The organism is Neorhizobium puerariae (genome assembly GCF_042429745.1).
In the GTDB taxonomy this organism is placed as follows: Bacteria; Pseudomonadota; Alphaproteobacteria; order Rhizobiales; family Rhizobiaceae; genus Neorhizobium; species Neorhizobium puerariae.
In genome coordinates this window covers 266,423-287,136 of the sequence record NZ_JBHMAA010000032.1, presented here as the reverse complement: position 1 = coordinate 287,136, position 20,714 = coordinate 266,423, and the positions used below count along the sequence as shown (strand labels likewise).

Below are 20,714 nucleotides of genomic sequence, written 5' to 3'. Positions count from 1 at the left end.
GGTGGTCTCCTTGCGGTTTCTCTCGCGCAATAGATACGGCAGCGAAGGGAGATTGCGAGGCGGGATTTCATGAACACTGCGTTTTTGCATTGGACGTGGACAAATTTTCCTGCTAGGTCGCTTTCCGCAATTTAAGGGCTATTTCCTGTCATGACCGAAGCACGGGCACTGCGACGACGCTGATCTTCACACCAGGACGCTGATCGAAAGGCGTCACCGAGATCCCTTGTCCTGTCCGCTCTTGATCCTACGGCTTCGGTTCATCCATGTCCCAGCAACTTCTCTATAAGCACGAACTCGTCTACCTCACCGAGGACGCGTCTCATGACGACGTCATCGAACTCATCAATGCGGAAGCTTTCGGCCCCGGCCGGCATACCCGCGCCGCGGCGCGTATCCGCGAGCAGGGGCCACATGACCGGTCGCTTTCCTTCATCTGCGCCGATGACGGCGAGACGATCGCTTCCGTGCGGATGACGCCGGTTCTGGCGGGGGACGTGAAGGGGCATCTCCTGGGACCGCTTGCCGTCCGGCCGTCGCACAAGAATATGGGCATCGGACGGGAACTGGTCCGGATCGCCATCGAAGCGGCAAGGCGCAAGGGGTCGGAAGCGGTGATCCTGGTCGGCGACCCGCCATATTATTGCCCGCTCGGTTTCGAGAAGGTCGCCTATAACGCGCTGGAATTTCCGGGACCTGTCGATCCCGGCCGCGTTCTCGTCGCGCCCATTGCGGAAAATGTGCATCCCCGCCTCAAGGGAACGATCGGCTGGCGCCCATAGGGCAATTCCGCTAAGCCTCTTTGCGTGGCCGGCAGGGAATGCCGGCGGGATTCGTGTCTTTCGCAGAGCGTCCCGGCGCCGTTCGGCGCTTCGGGAGGCAGGCTTGTAGCCGGGGGATGGGTGCATGACGGCAATTACGATGGACGAGGCGCTGGACCGCGCAGGGGCGGGAACGTACCAGCGGCGTCTGATGGGTATTTTCGGCCTCGTCTGGGCGGCGGACGCGATGCAGGTTCTGGCGGTCGGCTTTACCGCCGCCTCGATCGCGGCGACCTTCGGGCTCACCGTGCCGCAGGCGCTGCAGACGGGCACGGCTTTCTTCCTCGGCATGCTGCTCGGCGCCATGGGGTTCGGCAGGCTGGCCGACCTGATCGGCCGCCGCCGTGTGCTGATCGTGACCGTCGCCTGCGACGCCTTGTTCGGCACGCTCTCGATCTTTGCGCCCAGTTTCACGATCCTGCTCGTGCTGCGTTTTCTCACGGGCGCGGCCGTAGGCGGCACCCTTCCGGTCGATTATGCGATGATGGCGGAATTCCTGCCGGCCAGGAACCGCGGTCGATGGCTGGTCCTGCTCGAAGGCTTCTGGGCGGTGGGGACGCTGATTGTCGCGCTCGCCGCCTGGGCGGCCAGTCTCGCAGGCGTGGCCGATGCCTGGCGATACATTTTCGCGGTGACTGCGATCCCCGCGATTGCCGGTATCGGGCTTCGTTTCCTCGTACCGGAATCGCCGCTCTACCTGATTCGGTCCGGTCGCGGCGACGAAGCCAAGGCGATCGTCGACCGGATTCTCGCCGTCAACGGCCGGCCGCAGCTTGGTCCCGGCACCAGCCTCGTGTCTCCGGCGCCGATAAAGGCGACCGGTATTTTCTCGGCGGAACTGCGCCAGCGCAGCATCATGATCCTGGCGATCTGGTTTCTCGTTTCCGTGTCCTATTACGGTGTCTTCACCTGGATGCCGGCAAAGCTCGCCGGCGACGGTTTCGGCTTCGTGCGGGGCTATGGCTTCCTCGTGCTGGTGGCGCTGGCGCAGATCCCGGGTTATGCGCTCGCCGCCTATGGGGTTGAAAAATGGGGCCGCAAGCCGACGCTGATCGGTTTCTGCCTGCTGTCCGCGCTTGGTTGCCTGCTCTTCGTCATCGCGCCCTTCGCCCTTCTGATCGCGATAGCGCTGTTGATCATGAGCTTTGCATTGCTCGGCACCTGGGGCGCCCTCTACGCCTACACGCCGGAACTTTATCCGACCACGTCGCGTGCCACGGGCATGGGATTGGCCGGCGCCATGGCGCGTCTCGGCGGGTTGCTCGCTCCGTCCGTGGTCGGTTACGTCGTCGCGCAAGGGGTTGGGCTTACGATCGGTATCTTTGCTGGCCTGCTGGTCGTTGCCGCGCTGGCGGCCGTGCTGATCAACGCGGAAACCCGGCAGGCCTCCCTGGCCTGAGATATCCCGCGGTCAGGACGAGAACCGCTTTTCCAGCCATGTCACCGAATGGCCGCCGGCAAGATCTTTCAGGCTGCCGATTTCGGTATAGCCCTGTTTCCGGTAGAGCCTGAGTGCCTGCGGGTTCATCGTGTCGATATAGGCGCCGATGCAGCCGCGGGCACGGGCTTCGGCTTCCGCCATCTCCAGCATGCGAGCGGCGAGCCCGCGTCCGCGCAACTCCTCGGGCACGTAAAGCAGGGACGTATAAAGCCAGCCGCGCCCGGTATAGCCGACCAGTCCGCCAATGAGCCTGCCGTCGTCGTCGTAGAGAGGGACCGCGATCTCACGTCGATCCGTCTGCCCGAAGGTTGCGACGTTGTAGGCCTTGATCCGGTTGAGGATGATCTCCTCTTCCCCGGGAGCGACGCCTTGGGTGAGCTTCAGTTCGATATCCATGCGACTCACCGTTGGGCATAAGGGCGTGACGAGCGAATGGATAGCTCAAAGTGTCTTCTTGAGAAAGGTGCGGGTCCGGCCGGCCGGGAAATCCGGCAGTTCGCCGAAAATCTCATAACCCTGTCGCATATAGGCCTTGCGGGCGACCGGGCTGAACGTGTCGATCCAAGCCCCATGGCATCCGCGCGAGCGGGCTTCCCCTTCGGCCTCCGTCAGCAGCTTGCTGGCCATGCCGCCTCCGCGCAACGCTTCCGGGATGAAGAGCCATTGGGTGAAAAGCCAGCCCCAGGCCGTGTAGCCGTGGAGGCCGCCGATCACCTTGCCTTCCGCATCCCTGATCAGCACGGCAAGCGGCTTGCGGCCGGAAGGGCCGACATCGGCATCGTTGAAGGCGGAGAGCCCGTCGCCGATCGTTGCCAGATCCTCCGGAAGAGGAGAGGCGGTCACTTCGAATTGTGCAGACATCTATTCCTATCGTCCCTCGCGCCACCACATGGCCGCAACCGCGAAGAGCAGGGCGGAGAGGCCCGCAAAACCGGCAAACAGCGGCAGCGTATTGATGCCGCGCAGCACCGTTTCGTCGGTCAGGCGGATGACCAGCCGATCCGGATCGTTGACACGCACCTCGCCGCGCACGGGGAGAATATCCGGCAGCGAGATACCGTCCCCGGAGGCGACGCGGGTGACCAGACCGTGGGTCTTGTCGGCATAGGGTTTCAGCGTGTTCTCGGTGGAGATCATCGCCTTGAATTCCGGCGCGTCGACGGTGCCGACATGGACGAGGGTCGAGAACTGTCCGTTCGAAACCTCGAACAGCCCGGTTTCCTCCATGCGGCGCTCCAGCCTGTACTGGCCGGGGCCGGCTGCCGTCATCGGCACGGTTTCGGTGCGCCCGGAGGGATATCGGATCGTCGCGGGGCCGGGATCGTTGCCGATCGTCTGGCGGGTCGCCTCCAGCGTGCGGCCGACGGCGCGCGCGGTCAGCGCCTCTTCCTCAAGCTCCGGCTCCTTCATCAGCCAGTGCGCGATACGGCGATAGAGAGAGACGTGCGGGCCGCCGCCTTCGAAACCACGCGCCCAGAGCCAGCCCTGATCCGACAGCAACATCGCGACGCGTCCCTGGCCCTGACGGTTCAGCACGAGGAGCGGGCGGTTGCCGTCGCCTTCCATCACCGTCTGGCCCTGAGGCCTGTCGACATCGATGGTGCGGAACCAGCGGCCCCACGCCGGCGGGTTCTGGTTCGACCCATCGAGACCCCGGGTGACGGGGTGTTTCTGGCCGGCTTCCGAAAGATGCGGATAGAAAGCGGCATTGTGGACCTCGCCGGTCGGAGCGGCGGGCAGAACCTGTTCGAGCGGCGTCGAGGCGATCGAATCCTCACCGGCATGCTCGGGGCCAGCCGCGATCAGCAGGGCGCCGCCATTGTTAACGTACTGGGCGATATAGTCGTAATAGAGGATCGGCAGGACGCCGCGATGCTTGTAGCGGTCGAAGATGATCAGGTCGAAGTCCTTGATCTTCTCGACGAACAGTTCGCGGGTCGGGAAGGCGATGAGGGAAAGTTCGTTGATCGGCGTGCCGTCCTGCTTTTCCGGCGGGCGCAGGATGGTGAAGTGGACGAGGTCGACCGACGCATCGGATTTCAACAGGTTGCGCCAGGCACGTTCGCCCGCATGCGGTTCGCCGGAGACGAGCAGGACGCGCAGGTTTTGGCGGATGCCATCGATCACATGGACGGCGCGGTTGTTGGCGGTCGTCACTTCACCGGGCAGTTCCGCGACGGAAAATTCCATGACGTTGTTGCCGCCGCGCTGAACGTTGAAGGAGAAGGGGGTTTCGACACCCGGCCTTGCCTGTAGCGTGGCGATCTGCTGGCCGTTCATGCGCACGGTCACCTGCGCGTTGCCTCCGCTCTGTCGCCCGTCGTCGAAGACGCGCAGCGTCAGTTCCTGTTCCTCGCCGACAATGCCGAAGCGCGGTGCGCGGACCACTTCCACGCGACGGTCGAATTCGTCGGGCCGGCCGGTGATCAGGCCATGGAGGGGAGCGTTGAAGCCGAGATCCTGATTGATGCCCGGCAGGTCGTGGATCTGGCCGTCCGTCAGGAACACGGCCCCACCGATGCGCGCCGGCGGCACGTCGGAGATCGCCGATTGCAGAGCGGTGAAAAGCTTCGTGGACGGCGTGTCCGACTCGCCGTCGTCCGCAACTTCGACGATGCGCGTCTCGATGCGGGGATAACGGGAGAAACGATCCTGCAGGCTTGCGAGCGCCTCGTCCGTCTGCTCCTTGCGTTGCGCAGTCTCCTGGCTCTGCGAGCGGTCGACGATGATCGGCACGACGGTCGAAAGCTGTTCCCGGTCCTCCTGCGTCAGGGTCGGGTTGGCAAGCGCCAGAAGAAGAGCCGCAAGCGCGAGCGCGCGCAACGCCGCACCGCGTACGCTTCGCCGGAAGGCGAGGGCGGCGAGCACGACAGCCAGCAGGCCGAGGCCGGCAAGGATAGGCCAGGAGAAGAAGGGCGCGAATTCGATCGTCATCCGGTTCCCTCCCTATTGGCCAAGGCGTTCGAGAAGTGCGGGCACATGCACCTGATCGGCCTTGTAGTTGCCGGTCAGCATGTACATCATGATGTTGACGCCGGCGCGGTAGGCATATTCACGCTGCATCTCGTCCGGCGGCACCGTGGGCAGCACCGGAGCCCCCTGCGGATCGATCGCCCAGGCGCCGGCAAGGTCGTTGCCGGTGATCAGGAGCGGCGTCACCCCGTCGCCCGAGGACGAAAGCTGCGCGCCTGAATTCCTGGCATCCTGGCGGGCCTCGACCCAGAGCGGGCTGCCGGTATAGCGGCCGGGGAAATTGGTCAGCAGATAGAAGGAGCGGGTCAGAACATGATCCGTCGGCGTCGGTTCCAGCGGCGGGATGTCGATATTGGCGAGGATTGCCTGCAGCCGCTCGCTGTTGGGCGTGGTGCCGCCGCCATCGAGCGACGAATACTGGTCGCGCGTATCGAAGAGAACCGTGCCGCCGTTGCGCATATAGGCGTCGATGCGGGAGATCGCGGCCTGCGACGGCATGGGCGCGTTGGCGGAGACCGGCCAGTATATAATCGGGTAGAAGGAGAGTTCGTCCTTGCTGATATCGAGGCCCACGGGTGCGCCCGGTTCCAGCGTCGTGCGATAGGTGAGGAACTGGCTGAGACCTTCGAGCCCCTGTTCCGACAGACGATCCACATCCGTCTCGCCGGTGACGACATAGGCGAGATGGGTGGTGTCGAGCCGTTCCAGAATCTGTTCGTCGCCAGGTTTGGAGCCCGCTCCGGGTGGCATTTCCTGAGCCCGGGATTGTCCCGGCAGGAGGGCAAGGAGGCCGAAGGCGAGGGCCGCGACAAGGCTTGCGGCCGCAGCACTCCGGCCCGGACGCGGACCGCGAGGGACGCGCGAGAATGCGCCGTTCATGAACAGCACGACGAGGCTGTCGAGCAACAGCAGGGCGAAGGCGGCGGCAAACAGGGCGGGGCGGAGCGAACGGGCTTCCCCGCCGGCCAGGCCTTCCCGGGCGACCGGCCGGCCGGCCGCCGCCACGTCGAAGGGGGCGATCACCGTCTTCGGTGGCAGCAGGTTGACAGCTGTAAACCCGTCTTCGGTGCCGTAGAGGCCGGGCGGATGGTCGAAGCTCGCGACCGGGGTCTGGTTCGCGGCGATCGCGATCGGCCGCGCGGTGCCTGTTTCGGTGGTCAGGATGCCGTCGGCCGTCAGCAGCCGGTATGGCGGCAATGTCGCAGTCGCGCCATCGGCGCCTGTCCCGGAAGAGGCCGCACCGCCGGCGCGGGCGAGCTGTACCAGCCGACGCAGCATCTCGACGAAGTTGCCGGAAAGGGGCAGGTTCGACCAGGTGGCTTCGGCGCTGGTGTGGAAGAGCACGATACGGCCTGCCTCGACTTCCTTTTCCGTGACGAGCGGCGTTCCGTCGGCAAGGCTCGCCCAGGTGCGTTCGGCGAGATCCGGCGTCGGTTCGGCGAGAACCTGACGGGTGACGGTGATATCGGCGGCGCGCGGCATGCCGGCGAAGGGGCCGAAGCCCGGGAAATCGGCAAGCGGCTGCGGTTCCGACCAGGACATGGCGCCGCCGAGGGCGCGTTCGCCCTGGCGGAGGACCACCGGAACCAGAGGATCGTCTGCAGGCGCGGCGGCAAGGCGGGGTCCGGCGAAGCGGATCAGCGTGCCGCCGCGGGAAATCCACTGCTGCAGCGGCGCGTAGGTTTCAGCCGGCAGGCGGCCGATATCGGCCATGATGATGGCCGAGGGGTTGCCTTCGAGAATCTGCGGAATGGAGACCGCGAGATCTGCCGTATTCGGCTGGATGACGTCCGCATAGGGCTGCAAGGCGCGGCTGATATAGTAGAGCGGCTGGAGAAGCGGCTGGAAGTCGCTGCCGCTCTCGCCCGCGAGCAGGGCTATGCGCCGGCGCTTGAAGCCGTCGTCCAGCAGGTGCGCCGCGCCTGCCGTGGCAAGGCCGTCGACGCCGAGTCGGGCGAAATCGTTGCGCAGTTCGAAGGGAGAGGTGATCTCGGCGGTGGCCGTCGCCGCGCCGGCGGCGAATTCCAGCGTGCCGGACGCCAGCGCGCGGCCCTGAGGGTCGAGCGCATTGACGCTCAATTGTTGCGGCGCTTCGATCGAAAGGCGTGTCGCCGTGACCGACATCGCCCCGGCATTGTTGACCGCATCCGTGATCGCGACGGCGCTTCGGCCGTCCCCTTCGATCACGCGCATTTCGGCGGGCGAAAGCGCCGTCAGCGCCGACAGGGCCTCGTCGTCGTCGGGGGCGGCGATGCCGTCGGAAAGGAATACGAGCGTACCGGGGCGGCTGCCGTTCATGGCTTCGCTGATGGCTTCGGCTGCACGGGCGCGATTCGGCACCAGCGGCCTGGGGCTTGCCGCCGCAAGTTTGTCGCGCGCGGCCGCGGCCGTGCCGGGGACGGGTTCGTGGCTCGGGTCGGCGGTGAAGGTGATGGAGACGGGCACATCGGCGTTTTCGGCGTCATCGATCAGAAGGCTGGCGGTCTGCACCCGACGCTCCCAGTCGGTGGCGGTCGCCCAGCCGTTATCGACGAGGAGGACGAGCGGTCCGCCCACATTCAGTGAATTGGCGCGAGGGTTCAGGACCGGGTCGGCGATCGCCAGGATGACCGCGGCAGCGAGCAGCATACGCAGCAGCGTCAGCCACCACGGGCTCTTTGAGGGCGTCTCCTCGCGCTTCAGCACCGTTGCCAGGATCTTCAGCGGCGGAAAGACCTCCGTCTTCGGGCGCGGCGGGGTGAGCCGTAGCAGCCACCAGATGATCGGCAGTGCGATCAGGCCGAAGAGGATGGCGGGGTTTGCGAAGGCAAGTGCGCTCATGGTCTGCTTCCGCCCGGTTTAGGCGCCGGCATGCCGGACAGATAGCCATGCACGGCGACCAGTGCTTCGGATGCGAGATGGTCGGTCCGGTGGAAGACGAAACTCCAGCCCAGCCGGCGCAGGCCTTCTCCGAGCGCCTCTCGGCGCGCGAGATATGCGCGCTGGTAGTCTTCACGGATCGTTTCCGCGCGGCCGGAAACAAGTTTTTCGCCGGTTTCCGGATCGGTGAATTCGGTCCGGCCGCTATAGGGGAAGGTTTCTTCGGCCGGATCGGCGATCTCGACCACATGGCCGCGCAGTCCGCGGCGGCCGAGGGGCGCGATGCGCTCCATCACCCTGTTCGCGTCATCGAGGAAATCGCCGATCAGCACGATATCGCTATGGCCGCGGATCATGCTCGTCTCCGGCAGGCCGGCGGTCAGCGGCGCATGCATGATGGCGGCGGCGAGACGCTCGGCGGCGTTGCGGGACGAGACCGGCTCCATGACGCCGGGACATCCGATCCGCTCGCCGGAGCGCGCAAGGATTTCGGCAAGCGCCAGCATCAGCACGAGTGCGCGGCTTTCCTTGGAAACAAGCGCCAGCGTCGATTTGTACATCATCGACGGCGACATGTCGGCCCAGAGCCAGACGGTGTGGGCGGCCTCCCATTCGCGGTCGCGGACATAGGTATGGTCGTCGCGGGCGGAGCGGCGCCAGTCGATGCGCGACAGGCTCTCTCCCTCCGCATAGGGGCGGAATTGCCAGAAATTCTCGCCGATGCCGCGCTTGCGGCGTCCGTGCCACCCGGCGATCACCGTGTTGGCGATCCGCTTTGCCTCCACCATGCAATCCGGAACCAGGGCGGCGCGCGCCTGCGCGCGGGAGAGGACTTCGCTACTCGGTGTCTGCTCTACAATCTGGCCGATGGATGCCACGCATTGTCCTTTCTAAGCCGGCGCCCTTTATCCGCGGGCCTGCTTCACCAGCCCGGCGATCACGTCGCGCACCGACATGCCTTCGGCGCGCGCCGCGAAAGTCAGCGCCATGCGGTGTTCCAATACCGGCTCGGCAAGTGCGTAGACGTCGTCGAGCGACGGGGCGAGGCGGCCTTCGTAAAGGGCGCGGGCGCGGGCCGTCAGCATCAGCGACTGGCCGGCGCGGGGACCGGGACCCCAGGCGACATTCTTGTCCGTCGTCGCGTTGCCATGGCCGGGGCGGGCGGACCGCACCAGCGAGAGGATCGCATCGACCACCTTGTCGCTGACCGGCATCTGGCGGATGAGGATCTGGATTTCCTGCAGGCGGGCCGCATCGATGATGCCACGGGGCTTTGCTTCCGAAAGGCCGGTCGTCTCGAGCAGGATCTGCCGTTCGGCGGCAAGCTCCGGGTAAAGCACGTCGACCTGCAGCAGGAAGCGGTCGAGCTGGGCTTCGGGAAGAGGATAGGTTCCTTCCTGCTCCAGCGGGTTCTGGGTCGCGAGCACATGGAAGGGGGCAGGCAGGTCGTAGCGCTGGCCTGCGACCGTGATGTGATATTCCTGCATGGACTGGAGAAGCGCCGACTGGGTGCGTGGCGAGGCGCGGTTGATCTCGTCGGCCATGAGGAGCTGGGCGAAGACCGGTCCCTTGACGAAACGGAAGGAGCGGCGGCCCGTCTCGTCGGTATCCATGACTTCCGATCCGAGGATGTCCGAGGGCATCAGGTCCGGCGTGAACTGGATGCGGTTGGAGCCGAGGCCCAGAACGGACCCGAGCGTGGTCACGAGCTTGGTCTTGGCGAGGCCGGGCACGCCGACGAGGAGCGCATGGCCGCCGGAGAGCAGGGCGAGCAGCGTGTTCTCCACGACCTTTTCCTGGCCGAAGATCACCTTGGCGATTTCGGTGCGGATCGCGGCAATATCGGCGAGGGCGCCTTCGGCGGCGGCGATGATGGCCTTCTCGTCGAGAACGGTTTCGCTGGAATTCATCATGCCCATGTCGTTCTCCATCGTTCAGAACCGGCAGGCTTGCACAGACCGGGCTCATGCCCCGGCGGCGAATCGCTGCGCCGCAGCACACACCCATTCGAACAAACTTATTCCCCGAAATATGGCTGACAAGCACGTATTGAATGACTATCTCGTGAGGAACGATTGCTGGGGTGAATGATTACGGTCGAACCGGGACTGAAAGATGGCGGCGCAGATGATTAATTCGGCATCCGATGCCGCGGGGCTCGCGGCCCTGATTTCGCGTGCTTCCGAGCAGACTGGCGCGGGAAAGCGTGGCCCGCCGCCCGTCGACAGGTGGAATCCGCCCTTTTGTGGCGATATCGACATGGAAATCCGTGCCGATGGCACATGGTTCTACATGGGTACGCCGATCGGGCGGGCGCCGCTCGTCCGGCTGTTTTCAACCGTTCTGCGCAAGGATGAGGACGGCAGGATCTATCTCGTAACACCTGTGGAAAAAGTCGGCATCCGGGTCGTCGATGCACCGTTCCTGGCCGTAGAAATGCAGGTCACGCAACGTGAGGGAAATCAGGTCCTCACGTTCCGTACAAATGTCGGTGACGTGGTGGAGGCGGGTGCGGAACATCCGCTGCGTTTCGAGATCGCCGGCCAGAACCATGAGCTCAAGCCATATCTTCTCGTGCGCGGCCGGCTGGAAGCGCTTGTCTCGCGCGCCGTCATGTACGACCTTGTCGAACTCGGCGAGACGATGATGATGGATGGCGTACCGATGTTTTCCGTCCGTTCCGGAGCGGACGTCTTTCCCGTCATGCCCGAGGCCGAACTGGATGCCCTGTCCCAATGAATGAATTTCCCCTTTTTTCGGCAAGTGACTTCCGCAGCCGGGCGCTGAACCAGAACGGTGGCCCGGTCGACCATGCCTGGCGCAATCACGGCGATCACCTGCTCAATCCGACGCTGGTGGATTTCGCCGCGGGGCTGAAGCTCAAGGATGCGGCGGTCCTGGTGCCGGTCGTCGATGACGGCGATGAAGCCAAGGTGATCCTCACCCAGCGGACTTCGAACCTCAGGAAGCATTCCGGCCAGATCGCCTTTCCGGGCGGGGCGATCGATCCGGAGGATTTTTCTCCTGAACAGGCGGCGCTGCGCGAAGCGGAGGAGGAAATCGGCCTCGACCGGTCCTTCGTCGAGCCTCTGTCGCGATTGCCCACCTATTATGCGGCCACAGGTTTCCGCATCACGCCGGTGCTTTCGGTGGTCAGGCGCGGCTTCCACCTCACGCTCAATCCGACCGAGGTGGACGAGGTTTTCGAAGTGCCGCTCTCCTTTCTGATGAATGAGGCGAACCACCAGCGCGGCAGCCGAGATTTCGACGGCACCGAACGGCACTTCTATCTGATGCCATACGAAGACCGGAACATCTGGGGCATTACCGCCGGCATCCTGCGCACGTTGTATGAAAGGCTGTATGCATGACCTTGGCTACCTCCGTTGCGGACGAGGCGTGGTTCCGGGAGCCGGCGCTGAAGCGCGTGCTGGAGATGCTCAATGCCGGAGGCGGCGAGGCCCGGGTGGCGGGCGGCGCCGTGCGCAACGCGCTCATGGGGCTGCCGGTCGCCGACGTCGATATCGCCACGACGCTTCTTCCCGAACAGGTCGTGGAGCGGGCGAGGGATGCGGGCATCAAAACGGTACCGACCGGGATAGAGCATGGAACGGTGACGCTGGTCGCCGATGGCCACCCCTTCGAGGTGACGACGCTGCGCCGCGACGTCGACACCGACGGCCGCCGCGCTAAGGTCGCTTTCGGCACGGACTGGCAGGCGGATGCGGAGCGGCGGGACCTGACGATCAATGCCCTTTATGCGGCAGCCGACGGCAAGGTGATCGATCTCGTAAACGGCCTGCCGGATATCGAGACGCGCACGGTGCGGTTCATCGGCGATGCAGCGCAGAGGATTGCCGAGGACTACCTTCGCATCCTGCGTTTCTTCCGTTTTTTCGCCCATTACGGGTCCGGCCGGCCGGACGCGGACGGCTTGAGAGCCTGCGCCCGCGCCAAGGACAGGCTTTCGACGCTTTCGGCCGAACGCATCTGGTCCGAGATGAAGAAGCTGCTGTCGGCGACCGATCCCTCGCGGGCGCTTCTGTGGATGCGGCAGGTGGGTGTACTCACCGAGGTCCTGCCCGAGACGGAGAAGTGGGGCATCGACGGCATTCACGGCCTTGTCGCCACCGAGCAGGCGCTTGGCTGGACGCCCGATCCCATGCTGAGGCTCGTGGCGATCGTCCCGCCCGATGCGGACCGCCTGGAGGTACTGGCAAAACGGCTGAGGATGTCGAACGCGGAGGCGGCGCGGCTGGCGGCCTGGGCCGGTACGCCGATGCCGCCGGACGAAATCACCGATGTCGTCTTCGACAGATTGCTCTACCGCCACGGAGCGGAAGGTATGATCACGCGGCTCAGGCTTGGCCTGTCGACGGCGCGGGGAGGGGCGGAGGACGATGCCTCGGCGATGCGCAGATCGGCCCGCCTGTCGACGCTTCTGCAGCGGGCGGAAAGATATAGGAAACCGGTCTTTCCCTTGACCGGCGCCGACATCGTCTCGGCCGGCATTCCCCCCGGGAAACGGGTGGGGGAGATATTGAAGGGATTGGAGGACTTCTGGGTGGAGCGCAATTTCACGCCCGACCGGGCGGCGCTCACCGCCCGGCTCGATGAGATGATCCGGAACTCACTCTGAAGCTGTTTTCTTGATCAGGCCGCCGCCGCATTACCGTCGTTGCGGATGCGAGCCTTGATGTTTTCGACCATGTTCTCACGAATGATCTCTTCGCCGTGGACGTTGCGCATGTGCTCCACCGCCCGGCGAACCACTTCAGCGTCCTCGTCTGCCCGGGTATGCCACTGGCAGCCGGGCACAAACGTGCCGCATTCGAACAGTCGCATGACGTTTCCTCCTTTTGTCTCTGGATCGGAGCCGGGCAGGTTTCCCCGCTTCTTCCCGCCTCCGTCCCGATAACTCAAGAAGGCGTCAACCGTTCCCGCGGTCTATTCGGGCATGGCCCAGGCGTTGAAGACGGAGGTTTGCTCCGGCGTCTTCAGGCGGGCGGGTTCATCGTTGGCGGCCGAGGTTTCGGCGGCTTTGCCCGCAAGCTGGCGTTTCACTTGCTCCACACAGAAGGAATGGGGGAGTTCACCGCCGCTTCTCACGCGCATTTCCGTGGCGAGCCGGTCGATCAGTTCAGGAGTATTGAGGGAACGGGACATGTCCCTCACGGGGGACACATCCGGCATCGGCATGCTGTTCGGTGCGGTCATAGCGATCCTCCTCCGGTACAACCGGAACGAAAGCTAACACCCGCCCAACGATTCGGATATCGCATTTGTTAAGGACGAAATCTAATTTCTCAGGCCGTTTTCTGCAACTCATCTTCCCGTGAGTGAGGCTTGATCTAGGGCCATCTTACAACCGGAGGGAGTGAAGAGAGGATGGACTCGACATTTCCGCCCGTCTTCAATCCGAAAATCGTGCCGCGGTCGTAGAGCAGGTTGAACTCCACATAGCGGCCGCGGCGGACAAGCTGCTCGTCGCGATCCTCTTCCGTCCAGGGCTGGTTGAAGTTGGCGCGCACGATCTTCGGGTAGACGAGATTGAAGGCGCGGCCGACATCCTGCACGAAAGCGAAATCCGCGTCCCAGCCACCTTTTTCCTCGTCGGAATGCAGCCAGTCGAAGAAGATGCCGCCGATGCCGCGCGGCTCGTTGCGGTGTTTCAGGAAGAAATAGTCGTCACACCAGGTCTTGTAGCGCCCGTAGTCGGCGATAGCCGCATGACGGGCGCAGGTGATCTCCATCACACGATGGAAAAGGGTGCTGTCCGGATCGGTCTGGTTGCGGCGCCGGTCGAGCATCGGCGTCAGGTCGGCGCCTCCACCGAACCACTGGCTGGACGTGACCACCATGCGCGTGTTCATGTGCACGGTCGGGACGTTCGGATTGACCGGATGGGCGATCAGCGAAATGCCAGACGCCCAGAAGCTCGGGTCCTCTTCGGCGCCGGGTATCTGGCCGCGGAAGTCCGGAGAGAATTCGCCATGGACCGTGGAGGTATGGACGCCGACCTTCTCGAAGACGCGGCCTTCCATCATGGACATTCGGCCGCCGCCGCCGCTCTCGCGCAGCCAGTCCTTCTTCTGGAAACGGCCCGGGGCCAGGTCCGAAAGGGGGCCGGCAAGCTCGTCTTCCAGCGCTTCGAAGGAAGCGCAGATCGTATCGCGCAGGCTTTCGAACCAGGCCCTGGCCGTCGCCTTCTTCTCTTCGATGTCTTCGGGCAGCCCCTTGGGCAATACCGGTCGTTCCATATCCTAGACCCCTTTCGCCATCCCCCTGGCGATTCGCGCATCTCCCTGGTCGGGCATTAGCAGCTATGACTTTTGTGCGAACCATTCCGTCGTCGGTCGCGGGTGGAAAATGAGACTCGCAAAGCATGTCCCTAAACATTATCTTGATCCTTGGATAGGTGCGGATCAGAGGCTTTCATGGCAAAATTCACACCCCCGCCGCTCGACGGGCTGAAGCGCAGGATCGAACGCCACCGGAAAGAAAAGGGTGGCGAGCATTCCGGAATGTTCGTGCGGGAGACCTTTCTCCTGTCAAGGGACGAGGCCCGGCAGAAGGCGCGCGAATGGTTCGACGCATTTCCGAAGGCCGCCTATTGGACCGAGGTGGAAAGCTGGCGTCAGCTCGACGGTGACAAGATCGAGTTCACCATGCGGCGGCTGCCGAGCGCGGATTGATCGGAAACCTCCGTCCTGACGGGAGCCGGCCGGATTTGGGCCTGGATTCGGGCGCGGACGTTTTCATCATCTTCGGAGAATACATTCAATCGGTCTTTCCGGGTTCGTCTCCCTCCAGAAGGAGGGGGCCGGCGCCTTTTTCGCCAAGGACGTCATGGGGGTTTCTCAGCGGACAGTCCTGCATCGAAAGGCAGCCGCAGCCGATGCAGCCGGTCAGCTGGTCGCGCAATGCCGTGAGGCTCGCGATGCGCTCGTCGAGCTGCTGCTTCCAGATTTCGGAAAGACGCTGCCAGTCCCTGGCGGTCAACGGCCGGTCGTGCGGCAGGACGGAAAGCGCCGAGCCGATATCGGCCAGTGGAATGCCCGTCTTCTGCGCCACCTTGATCACCGCGACGCGTCGCAGCACGGCACGCGGATAACGCCGCTGGTTGCCGCGATTGCGCCAGCTTTTGATCAGTCCCTTGGTTTCATAGAAATGCAGCGTCGAGACCGCGACGCCGCTGCGTTTTGCGACCTCGCCGACGGTCAGTTCGAGGGGAATGCGCCCATCCGGATTTTTCTTCATCACTGCTATTGACCTCAATATTGCTTGAGGTTTTATAGCAGAGGCTCCCCGATGCGAAAACCACTCGATCAAGAACTTTGGGAGCCCTGTCCGATGCAGGCAAAATTCACTCTGGCGCTGATTTATGGCAGCGCGCGCGAAGGCCGTTTCTGCGATACAGTCGTCGATTGGCTTCTGACCCACCTGCCGAACATGCTCGCTGCCGACATCCTGATTGTCGACCCGGCGGATCTCATAGCGGAATCCCGTATCGTGAGGGCGGAGGCGGAGAACCGCATTGCCCGCAATCTCGCCCGTGCCGATGCGTTTCTCATCGTGACGCCGGAATACAATCATGGCTATACGGCGGCGCTGAAAGAGCTGATCGACAGCTTTTACCGGCCATGGTGGGGAAAGCCGATCGCTTTCGTTTCCTATGGCGGCATTTCCGGTGGCCTGCGCGCAATCGAGCAGCTGCGGCAGGTTTTCGCCGAACTTGGCGCGGCGACCATCCGCGAGACGGTCAGCTTCACCCATGCCGTGGAGCGTTTTGACGAAAACGGCAATCTGCGCGATCCCGGGCGGACGTTGCGCCAGCTCGAACGCCTTGCAAAGCAGCTCTCCTGGTGGGCGGTGACGCTCAAGGCGGGACGGGAAACCGTGGTTCTCGAGGAGATCGCATGATGCTTGCCCCGCGCGAAGACACCCTCGGCGGCGCCGGTCGCCTCTACGTTCGGCCCGATGCGATCCCGCTTCCGGTCTGCGTGCCGACCATCATCTGGCCGTGCGGTTTGCACCACGGTTTCGGACACGGGTCGGAGAGAGGCACATGAGCTGTGAGGCGTCAGGCCCCTGGCTCGGCGTAGCGAAGGCGGCTTTCGATGAGTACGCCGCTGTCGTCGAGGATCGGGTGGGCGACCGAGACGATATGGGCATTGATGCGCTTCAGGTCGCGCAGCATGTCGAGATGCAGCGAACTGGTCTGGAGGCTTTCCATCCGGCCATCGCGCAGGCGCTCCAGGTGGCGCTCGGCGGAGCGTTTCTCCAGCCGGCGTACGTCGACCTTGATCTCCATGAGGTGGCGGGCGAGGTTGAAATCGCCCGTCACGAAAATGGTCTGCGCGGTGCGCAGGTTGTCGATCGTCAGGTTGAAGAGATCCTTCAGCTCGTCGTATCCGTCGTCGGAAAATTTCAGGCTGTTCGTGATCTTCTTGCGCACCTGCTCGCAGATGCCCTTCTCGATGATGTCGCCGATATGCTCGAGGTTGATGGCATAGTCGATGATGACGATCGAGCGCCGCGCATTCTCGTCGTCGAGACCCTCGCGGCCGAGCTTCGAGAGATAGATCTTCACGTCCTGCTGCAGGCGGTCGACGCGTTTTTCCAGCGCGGCAATTTCGGAAAGCGGCTCAAGGTCGTTGTGCTTGAAGGCGTTTTCGGCGCGGATCAGCATGCGCTCGATCGCATCCCCGACGCCAAGCACCTCGCGGGTTGCGTTGGCGAGTGCCATGACAGGGCTTTCGAGGGCCTGCGGGTCGAGAAAGCGCGGGCCGTCTTCGATTTCCGGATCGGCGGGGACGATCCGTGTCGCGAGGTCCGACAACAGGCCTGAAAAAGGCCAGGCTGCCATCGCCAGCAGGATGTTGAACGCGAGATGCGCATCGACCGGCAGCTTTCCGGGCGAAAGCGGCAGCGTCTGCATGATGTCCGCGCCAAAGCCGGCCAGCGGCAGGGCGATCGCGCAGCCGATGCCGCGGACGATCAGGTTGCCGAGCGTTATGCGTCTTGCAGCGGCCGGTCCGGAAAGCGTCGCGATGACGGGTGGTATCGCGCCGCCGAGATTGGCGCCGAGGACCAGCACGATGATGAGGCCGGTCGAAAGGATGCCCGTCGAGGAGAGGGACAGGATCAGCACGATCATCGCCAGGCTGGAAGAGGAAACGAAAGCCAGGGTCGCGGAGAGAATGAGCGCCACCGGCCAGGCATTGTCGAGCAGTCCGATGAAGGCGGCGAGCGCCGGCGACTGGCGCATCGGCTCCGTCGCAAGGCCGAGCAGGTGCAGCGACAAAAGCATGAGGCCGACGCCGATCAGCGCGGTTCCGGCGCCCTGACGCGGGCTGGAACGGCCGCGAAGGAGGATGAGACCGATGAGGATGATCAGCGGCGAGAGCCATTCGATGCCGGTCGCGACCAGCCAGGCGGTGATCGCCGTCCCGACATTGGCGCCGAGCAGGACGATCTGCGCCATGCGCGGGCGGATCAGGTTGCGCTCGGCGAAGGAGGCGACGGTCAGTGCGGTTGCCGTGGAGCTTTGTAGCGCGATGGTCGCCAAAAGGCCCGAGACGAAGGAACGCGCGCCGCTGCGGGTGCCGGTGGCGAGCCCGCTCCTGAGCCGTACCCCGAAAGCCCGGGTCACGCCATCCTTCACCTGTGCGAGGCCGAACAGCAGCAGGGCGACGGCGCCGAGGAGGTTGATGATGACGATAGTGGATTGCATTCGGAATCTCCTCGCCGAGAAGCCATTGGAATCATTGCAAATGAGCGACGGTTTTCAGTTGCCGGCTAATGAATATAGGCCGTTTGCACGCGCGTGCACAGAGCTGTTTGCAACAGAATCCAACAAGAGGCGTATGGAACTAGTTCCAACACGTTTGCCGGAGCGCTTCGCCGGCGATCATCGCCGCGGACATGGCGACATTGATCGAGCGCTGGCCCTCGACCATGGGAATGAGGATGCGCGCATCGGCCATTTCATGGACGTGGTCGGGCACGCCGGCGCTTTCTCGGCCGAAAAGCAGGATGTCGTCCGGCTGGAACTCGAAACGCGTATAGGGCAGGGCGGCCCCGGTGGAAGCGAGCACGATGCGCCGGCCGTTTCCCCGTCGCCATTCGTCGAAGCGCTGCCAGTTGACATGGCGGGTAAGCGTCACGCTCGCCAGATAATCCATGCCGGAGCGCCTCAGGTTGCGGTCCGAGATGTCGAAGCCCGCGGGCTCGATGATCTCGACACCGAGGCCGAGGCAGGCGGCAAGGCGCAGGATCGTCCCGGTATTGCCGGGAATATCGGGCTGGTAGAGGGCGATGCGGAGCCTGGGGGAAATGTCGCTCATGGCGGTTCCTTACGGGAAACGAGGCGGAAGTCTCAAGCCTTTTCGACCACCCGCGATGGCTGTGACGATAGGGCAACAGGAAAATCCCGGATCGGTTTTCAGGTCGATTTGCCCTTTTCAATTTTCGATGAAGCGGCTACAAGGTCCATGCATTACAACGCCAATTCAAGGAGGCCTACATGGATATGACCGTGCTCTCGCGCCTCCGCAGCCGGAATATCTCTATTCTGGCCTAGGCGTTTCGCGGTTTCACGCAAACTCTTCCCTTTCCAATCCATTACGCGGCCGGTCTGCGGCCGCCATATCTTGAATTTCTGCCGTCCATTCAACGCCCGACGTGTATCGCAGGGCAGGACGGCCGTCCGATTGACGGAGCTATTTCATGTTCTCGTGGTTCGAACGGCGTATCAATCCCTACCCGGATGAAGCGCCCGCGCTGCCCCCATCGGGCCTTTTGGCCTTTCTGTGGCATTATACCCGGCCCGTCTGGCCGTGGCTTGTCGTCATGTCGGTCTGCACGACGCTCATTGCGATCGGGGAAGTGGCGCTTTTCCAGTTCCTGGGTGACATCGTCGACTGGCTGAGCCATGCCGACCGGGCGACCTTCCTCCAGACGGAGGGGCCGAAGCTTGTCCTGATGGCCCTCGTGGTGCTGATTGGCCTGCCGGCGGTGGCGACCCTCAACGCGTTCATCATGCATCAGATCCTGATGGGCAATTTCCCCATGATCGCCCGCTGGCAGATGCATCGCTTCCTGCTTCGGCACTCGATGACGTTCTTCGCCAACGAATTTGCCGGCCGGGTCTCGACCAAGGTCATGCAGACATCGCTCGCCATCCGCGAGACGGTCATGAAGGTGCTCGACGTCTTCGTCTACGTCTTCACGTACTTCATCTCGATGGTGGCGGTGGTGGCTGCGGCCGACCTGCGTCTTGCCGTGCCGCTCGTCGTCTGGATCGTCGTCTATTCGGCGACCGTCGCCTATTACGTGCCGCGCCTGCGCAAGATTTCCTCGGAGCAGGCCGATGCCCGCTCGATGATGACCGGCCGCGTGGTGGACAGCTACACGAACATCGCGACGGTGAAGCTCTTCTCGCATGCGGGCAGGGAAGAGGCTTACGCGCGCGACGCGATGGACGTCTTCCTCAAGACCGTTCATGCGCAGATGCGCAAGGTGACGATGTTCCAGGTGCTGGTCTATTTCTACAACTGCGCGGCTCTCTTCGTCGTCGGCGGTCTGTCGATCTGGTTCTGGCTCGACAGCGCCATCTCGATCGGCGCCATCGCCATCGCCATCGGCCTTGCCATGCGTATCAACGGCATGTCGCAATGGATCATGTGGGAAGTCTCGGCGCTGTTCGAGAACATCGGCACGGTTTATGACGGGATGTCGATGATGACCAAACCGCACGACGTTGTCGATCGGGGGGATGCCGGCAGGCTTGCCGCGAAAGAGGGGCATATCCGCTACGAGAACATTCGCTTCCATTATGGCAAGGCGAAAGGTGTCATCGAAGGTCTCAGCCTCGATATTCCCGCCGGCCAGAAGGTCGGTCTTGTCGGTCGCTCCGGCGCCGGCAAGACGACGCTGATGAACCTGCTGCTGCGTTTCTACGATCTGGAAGGCGGGCGCATCACCATCGACGGGCAGGATATTTCGACCGTGACGCAGGACAGCCTGCGCTCGCTCATCGGCGTGGTGACGCAGGATACGTCACTGCTGCACCGTTCGATCCGCGACAACATCGCCTATGGCAAGCCGGAGGCGAGCGATGCGGAAATCATCGAGGCGGCGAAGCGGGCGAACGCCTGGGACTTCATCGAAGGCCTCGCCGACATGCAGGAACGCAAGGGTCTCGATGCGCATGTGGGCGAACGCGGCGTGAAGCTTTCCGGCGGCCAGAGGCAGCGCATCGCGATCGCCCGCGTCTTCCTGAAAAACGCGCCGATCCTCGTGCTCGACGAGGCGACCTCGGCGCTCGACTCCGAAGTGGAAGCGGCGATCCAGGAAAACCTCTTCGCGCTGATGCAGGGCAAGACGGTGATCGCCATCGCGCACCGGCTGTCGACGCTCACCGAGATGGACCGGTTGATCGTGCTCGACCGCGGCCGGATCATCGAGGCCGGCACGCACCGGGAACTCGTGGCGGGCGGGGGCATCTACGCCGATCTCTGGAACCGCCAGTCCGGCGGTTTCATCGGCCATGAGGCTGTGGAGGAAGCGGCGGCGGAGTGACGCTCCGCCGCCGCTTCGGAGGCTCCTGGGTGGAT

The 20,714-nt window shown here is 63.8% G+C and carries 20 protein-coding genes; 8 read left to right on the top strand and 12 right to left on the bottom strand.

The window, feature by feature from the left end; all coding sequences use genetic code 11:
• The first annotated feature begins 266 nt into the window (after positions 1 to 266).
• Positions 267 to 782: a GNAT family N-acetyltransferase gene (locus ACFFP0_RS25850; RefSeq protein WP_377265095.1), complete on the top strand. Its 516-nt coding sequence runs from the start codon at positions 267 to 269 to the stop codon at positions 780 to 782.
• Between the two features lie 124 nt (positions 783 to 906).
• The gene (locus ACFFP0_RS25845; protein ID WP_377265094.1) at positions 907 to 2,220 is read left to right on the top strand and encodes an MFS transporter; all 1,314 of its coding nucleotides are present in this window, start codon (positions 907 to 909) and stop codon (positions 2,218 to 2,220) included.
• Positions 2,221 to 2,232: 12 nt separating this feature from the next.
• On the opposite strand, the gene ACFFP0_RS25840 is transcribed toward ACFFP0_RS25845, so the two are convergent.
• Genes ACFFP0_RS25840 through ACFFP0_RS25815 form a run of 6 tightly spaced genes read right to left on the bottom strand, consistent with a single transcriptional unit; the run spans position 2,233 to position 10,013 of the window.
• Entirely contained in the window at positions 2,233 to 2,658 is a 426-nt protein-coding gene (locus ACFFP0_RS25840; RefSeq protein WP_377265093.1) for a GNAT family N-acetyltransferase, read from the bottom strand.
• A 45-nt stretch (positions 2,659 to 2,703) separates the two neighbouring features.
• Positions 2,704 to 3,123: a GNAT family N-acetyltransferase gene (locus ACFFP0_RS25835; RefSeq protein WP_377265092.1), complete on the bottom strand. Its 420-nt coding sequence runs from the start codon at positions 3,121 to 3,123 to the stop codon at positions 2,704 to 2,706.
• Between the two features lie 6 nt (positions 3,124 to 3,129).
• Entirely contained in the window at positions 3,130 to 5,196 is a 2,067-nt protein-coding gene (locus tag ACFFP0_RS25830; RefSeq protein ID WP_377265091.1) for a hypothetical protein, read from the bottom strand.
• 12 nt (positions 5,197 to 5,208) lie between these two features.
• The gene (locus ACFFP0_RS25825) at positions 5,209 to 8,055 is read right to left on the bottom strand and encodes a DUF4159 domain-containing protein (RefSeq protein WP_377265090.1); all 2,847 of its coding nucleotides are present in this window, start codon (positions 8,053 to 8,055) and stop codon (positions 5,209 to 5,211) included.
• Positions 8,052 to 8,972: a DUF58 domain-containing protein gene (locus ACFFP0_RS25820; RefSeq protein ID WP_377265089.1), complete on the bottom strand. Its 921-nt coding sequence runs from the start codon at positions 8,970 to 8,972 to the stop codon at positions 8,052 to 8,054. Before ACFFP0_RS25820 ends, ACFFP0_RS25825 begins: the two co-directional genes overlap by 4 nt.
• 27 nt (positions 8,973 to 8,999) lie before the next feature.
• A complete protein-coding gene (locus ACFFP0_RS25815; RefSeq protein ID WP_377265088.1) occupies positions 9,000 to 10,013 on the bottom strand; it encodes an AAA family ATPase in 1,014 nt (337 codons plus the stop codon).
• 196 nt (positions 10,014 to 10,209) lie between these two features.
• Here ACFFP0_RS25815 and ACFFP0_RS25810 point away from each other — a divergent pair, with 196 nt between their 5' ends.
• From ACFFP0_RS25810 to ACFFP0_RS25800, 3 genes are read left to right on the top strand one after another with little or no spacing between them, the layout of a single operon-like run.
• The gene (locus ACFFP0_RS25810; RefSeq protein ID WP_377265087.1) at positions 10,210 to 10,833 is read left to right on the top strand and encodes a DUF1285 domain-containing protein; all 624 of its coding nucleotides are present in this window, start codon (positions 10,210 to 10,212) and stop codon (positions 10,831 to 10,833) included.
• Positions 10,830 to 11,465 carry a CoA pyrophosphatase gene (locus tag ACFFP0_RS25805; RefSeq protein WP_377265086.1) on the top strand — a complete coding sequence of 212 codons (636 nt, stop codon included), beginning with the start codon at positions 10,830 to 10,832 and terminating at the stop codon, positions 11,463 to 11,465. Before ACFFP0_RS25810 ends, ACFFP0_RS25805 begins: the two co-directional genes overlap by 4 nt.
• Positions 11,462 to 12,733, top strand: a complete 1,272-nt coding sequence (locus ACFFP0_RS25800) for a CCA tRNA nucleotidyltransferase (protein ID WP_377265085.1) — start codon at positions 11,462 to 11,464, stop codon at positions 12,731 to 12,733. The genes ACFFP0_RS25805 and ACFFP0_RS25800 overlap by 4 nt, the downstream gene beginning before the upstream one ends.
• A gap of 14 nt (positions 12,734 to 12,747) precedes the next feature.
• On the opposite strand, the gene ACFFP0_RS25795 is transcribed toward ACFFP0_RS25800, so the two are convergent.
• The 3 genes from ACFFP0_RS25795 to hemF all read right to left on the bottom strand — a co-directional run bounded on the left by ACFFP0_RS25795 (position 12,748) and on the right by hemF (position 14,354).
• The gene (locus tag ACFFP0_RS25795; protein WP_377265084.1) at positions 12,748 to 12,939 is read right to left on the bottom strand and encodes a DUF1059 domain-containing protein; all 192 of its coding nucleotides are present in this window, start codon (positions 12,937 to 12,939) and stop codon (positions 12,748 to 12,750) included.
• A 102-nt stretch (positions 12,940 to 13,041) separates the two neighbouring features.
• Positions 13,042 to 13,311 carry a hypothetical protein gene (locus ACFFP0_RS25790; protein WP_377265083.1) on the bottom strand — a complete coding sequence of 90 codons (270 nt, stop codon included), beginning with the start codon at positions 13,309 to 13,311 and terminating at the stop codon, positions 13,042 to 13,044.
• 134 nt (positions 13,312 to 13,445) lie between these two features.
• On the bottom strand, positions 13,446 to 14,354 hold the full coding sequence (gene hemF, locus ACFFP0_RS25785; protein WP_377265082.1) for an oxygen-dependent coproporphyrinogen oxidase: 909 nt from the start codon (positions 14,352 to 14,354) through the stop codon (positions 13,446 to 13,448).
• Between the two features lie 177 nt (positions 14,355 to 14,531).
• Between hemF and ACFFP0_RS25780 the strand changes: the two genes are divergently transcribed.
• Positions 14,532 to 14,789, top strand: coding sequence for a hypothetical protein (locus ACFFP0_RS25780; protein ID WP_377265081.1), 258 nt, complete (start codon positions 14,532 to 14,534; stop codon positions 14,787 to 14,789).
• An 85-nt stretch (positions 14,790 to 14,874) separates the two neighbouring features.
• Here the strand turns inward: ACFFP0_RS25780 and soxR are convergent, their stop codons facing one another.
• Entirely contained in the window at positions 14,875 to 15,354 is a 480-nt protein-coding gene (gene soxR / locus ACFFP0_RS25775) for a redox-sensitive transcriptional activator SoxR (protein WP_377265080.1), read from the bottom strand.
• A 93-nt stretch (positions 15,355 to 15,447) separates the two neighbouring features.
• Here soxR and ACFFP0_RS25770 point away from each other — a divergent pair, with 93 nt between their 5' ends.
• Positions 15,448 to 16,017: an NADPH-dependent FMN reductase gene (locus tag ACFFP0_RS25770; protein WP_377265079.1), complete on the top strand. Its 570-nt coding sequence runs from the start codon at positions 15,448 to 15,450 to the stop codon at positions 16,015 to 16,017.
• A gap of 160 nt (positions 16,018 to 16,177) precedes the next feature.
• On the opposite strand, the gene ACFFP0_RS25765 is transcribed toward ACFFP0_RS25770, so the two are convergent.
• Together ACFFP0_RS25765 and ACFFP0_RS25760 are read right to left on the bottom strand one after the other, a co-directional pair.
• Positions 16,178 to 17,830: a Na/Pi cotransporter family protein gene (locus ACFFP0_RS25765; protein ID WP_377265078.1), complete on the bottom strand. Its 1,653-nt coding sequence runs from the start codon at positions 17,828 to 17,830 to the stop codon at positions 16,178 to 16,180.
• 139 nt (positions 17,831 to 17,969) lie between these two features.
• Positions 17,970 to 18,443 carry a tRNA (cytidine(34)-2'-O)-methyltransferase gene (locus ACFFP0_RS25760; protein ID WP_377265076.1) on the bottom strand — a complete coding sequence of 158 codons (474 nt, stop codon included), beginning with the start codon at positions 18,441 to 18,443 and terminating at the stop codon, positions 17,970 to 17,972.
• 382 nt (positions 18,444 to 18,825) lie between these two features.
• Between ACFFP0_RS25760 and ACFFP0_RS25755 the strand changes: the two genes are divergently transcribed.
• A complete protein-coding gene (locus tag ACFFP0_RS25755; protein WP_377265075.1) occupies positions 18,826 to 20,679 on the top strand; it encodes an ABC transporter ATP-binding protein in 1,854 nt (617 codons plus the stop codon).
• Positions 20,680 to 20,714: the final 35 nt, after the last annotated feature.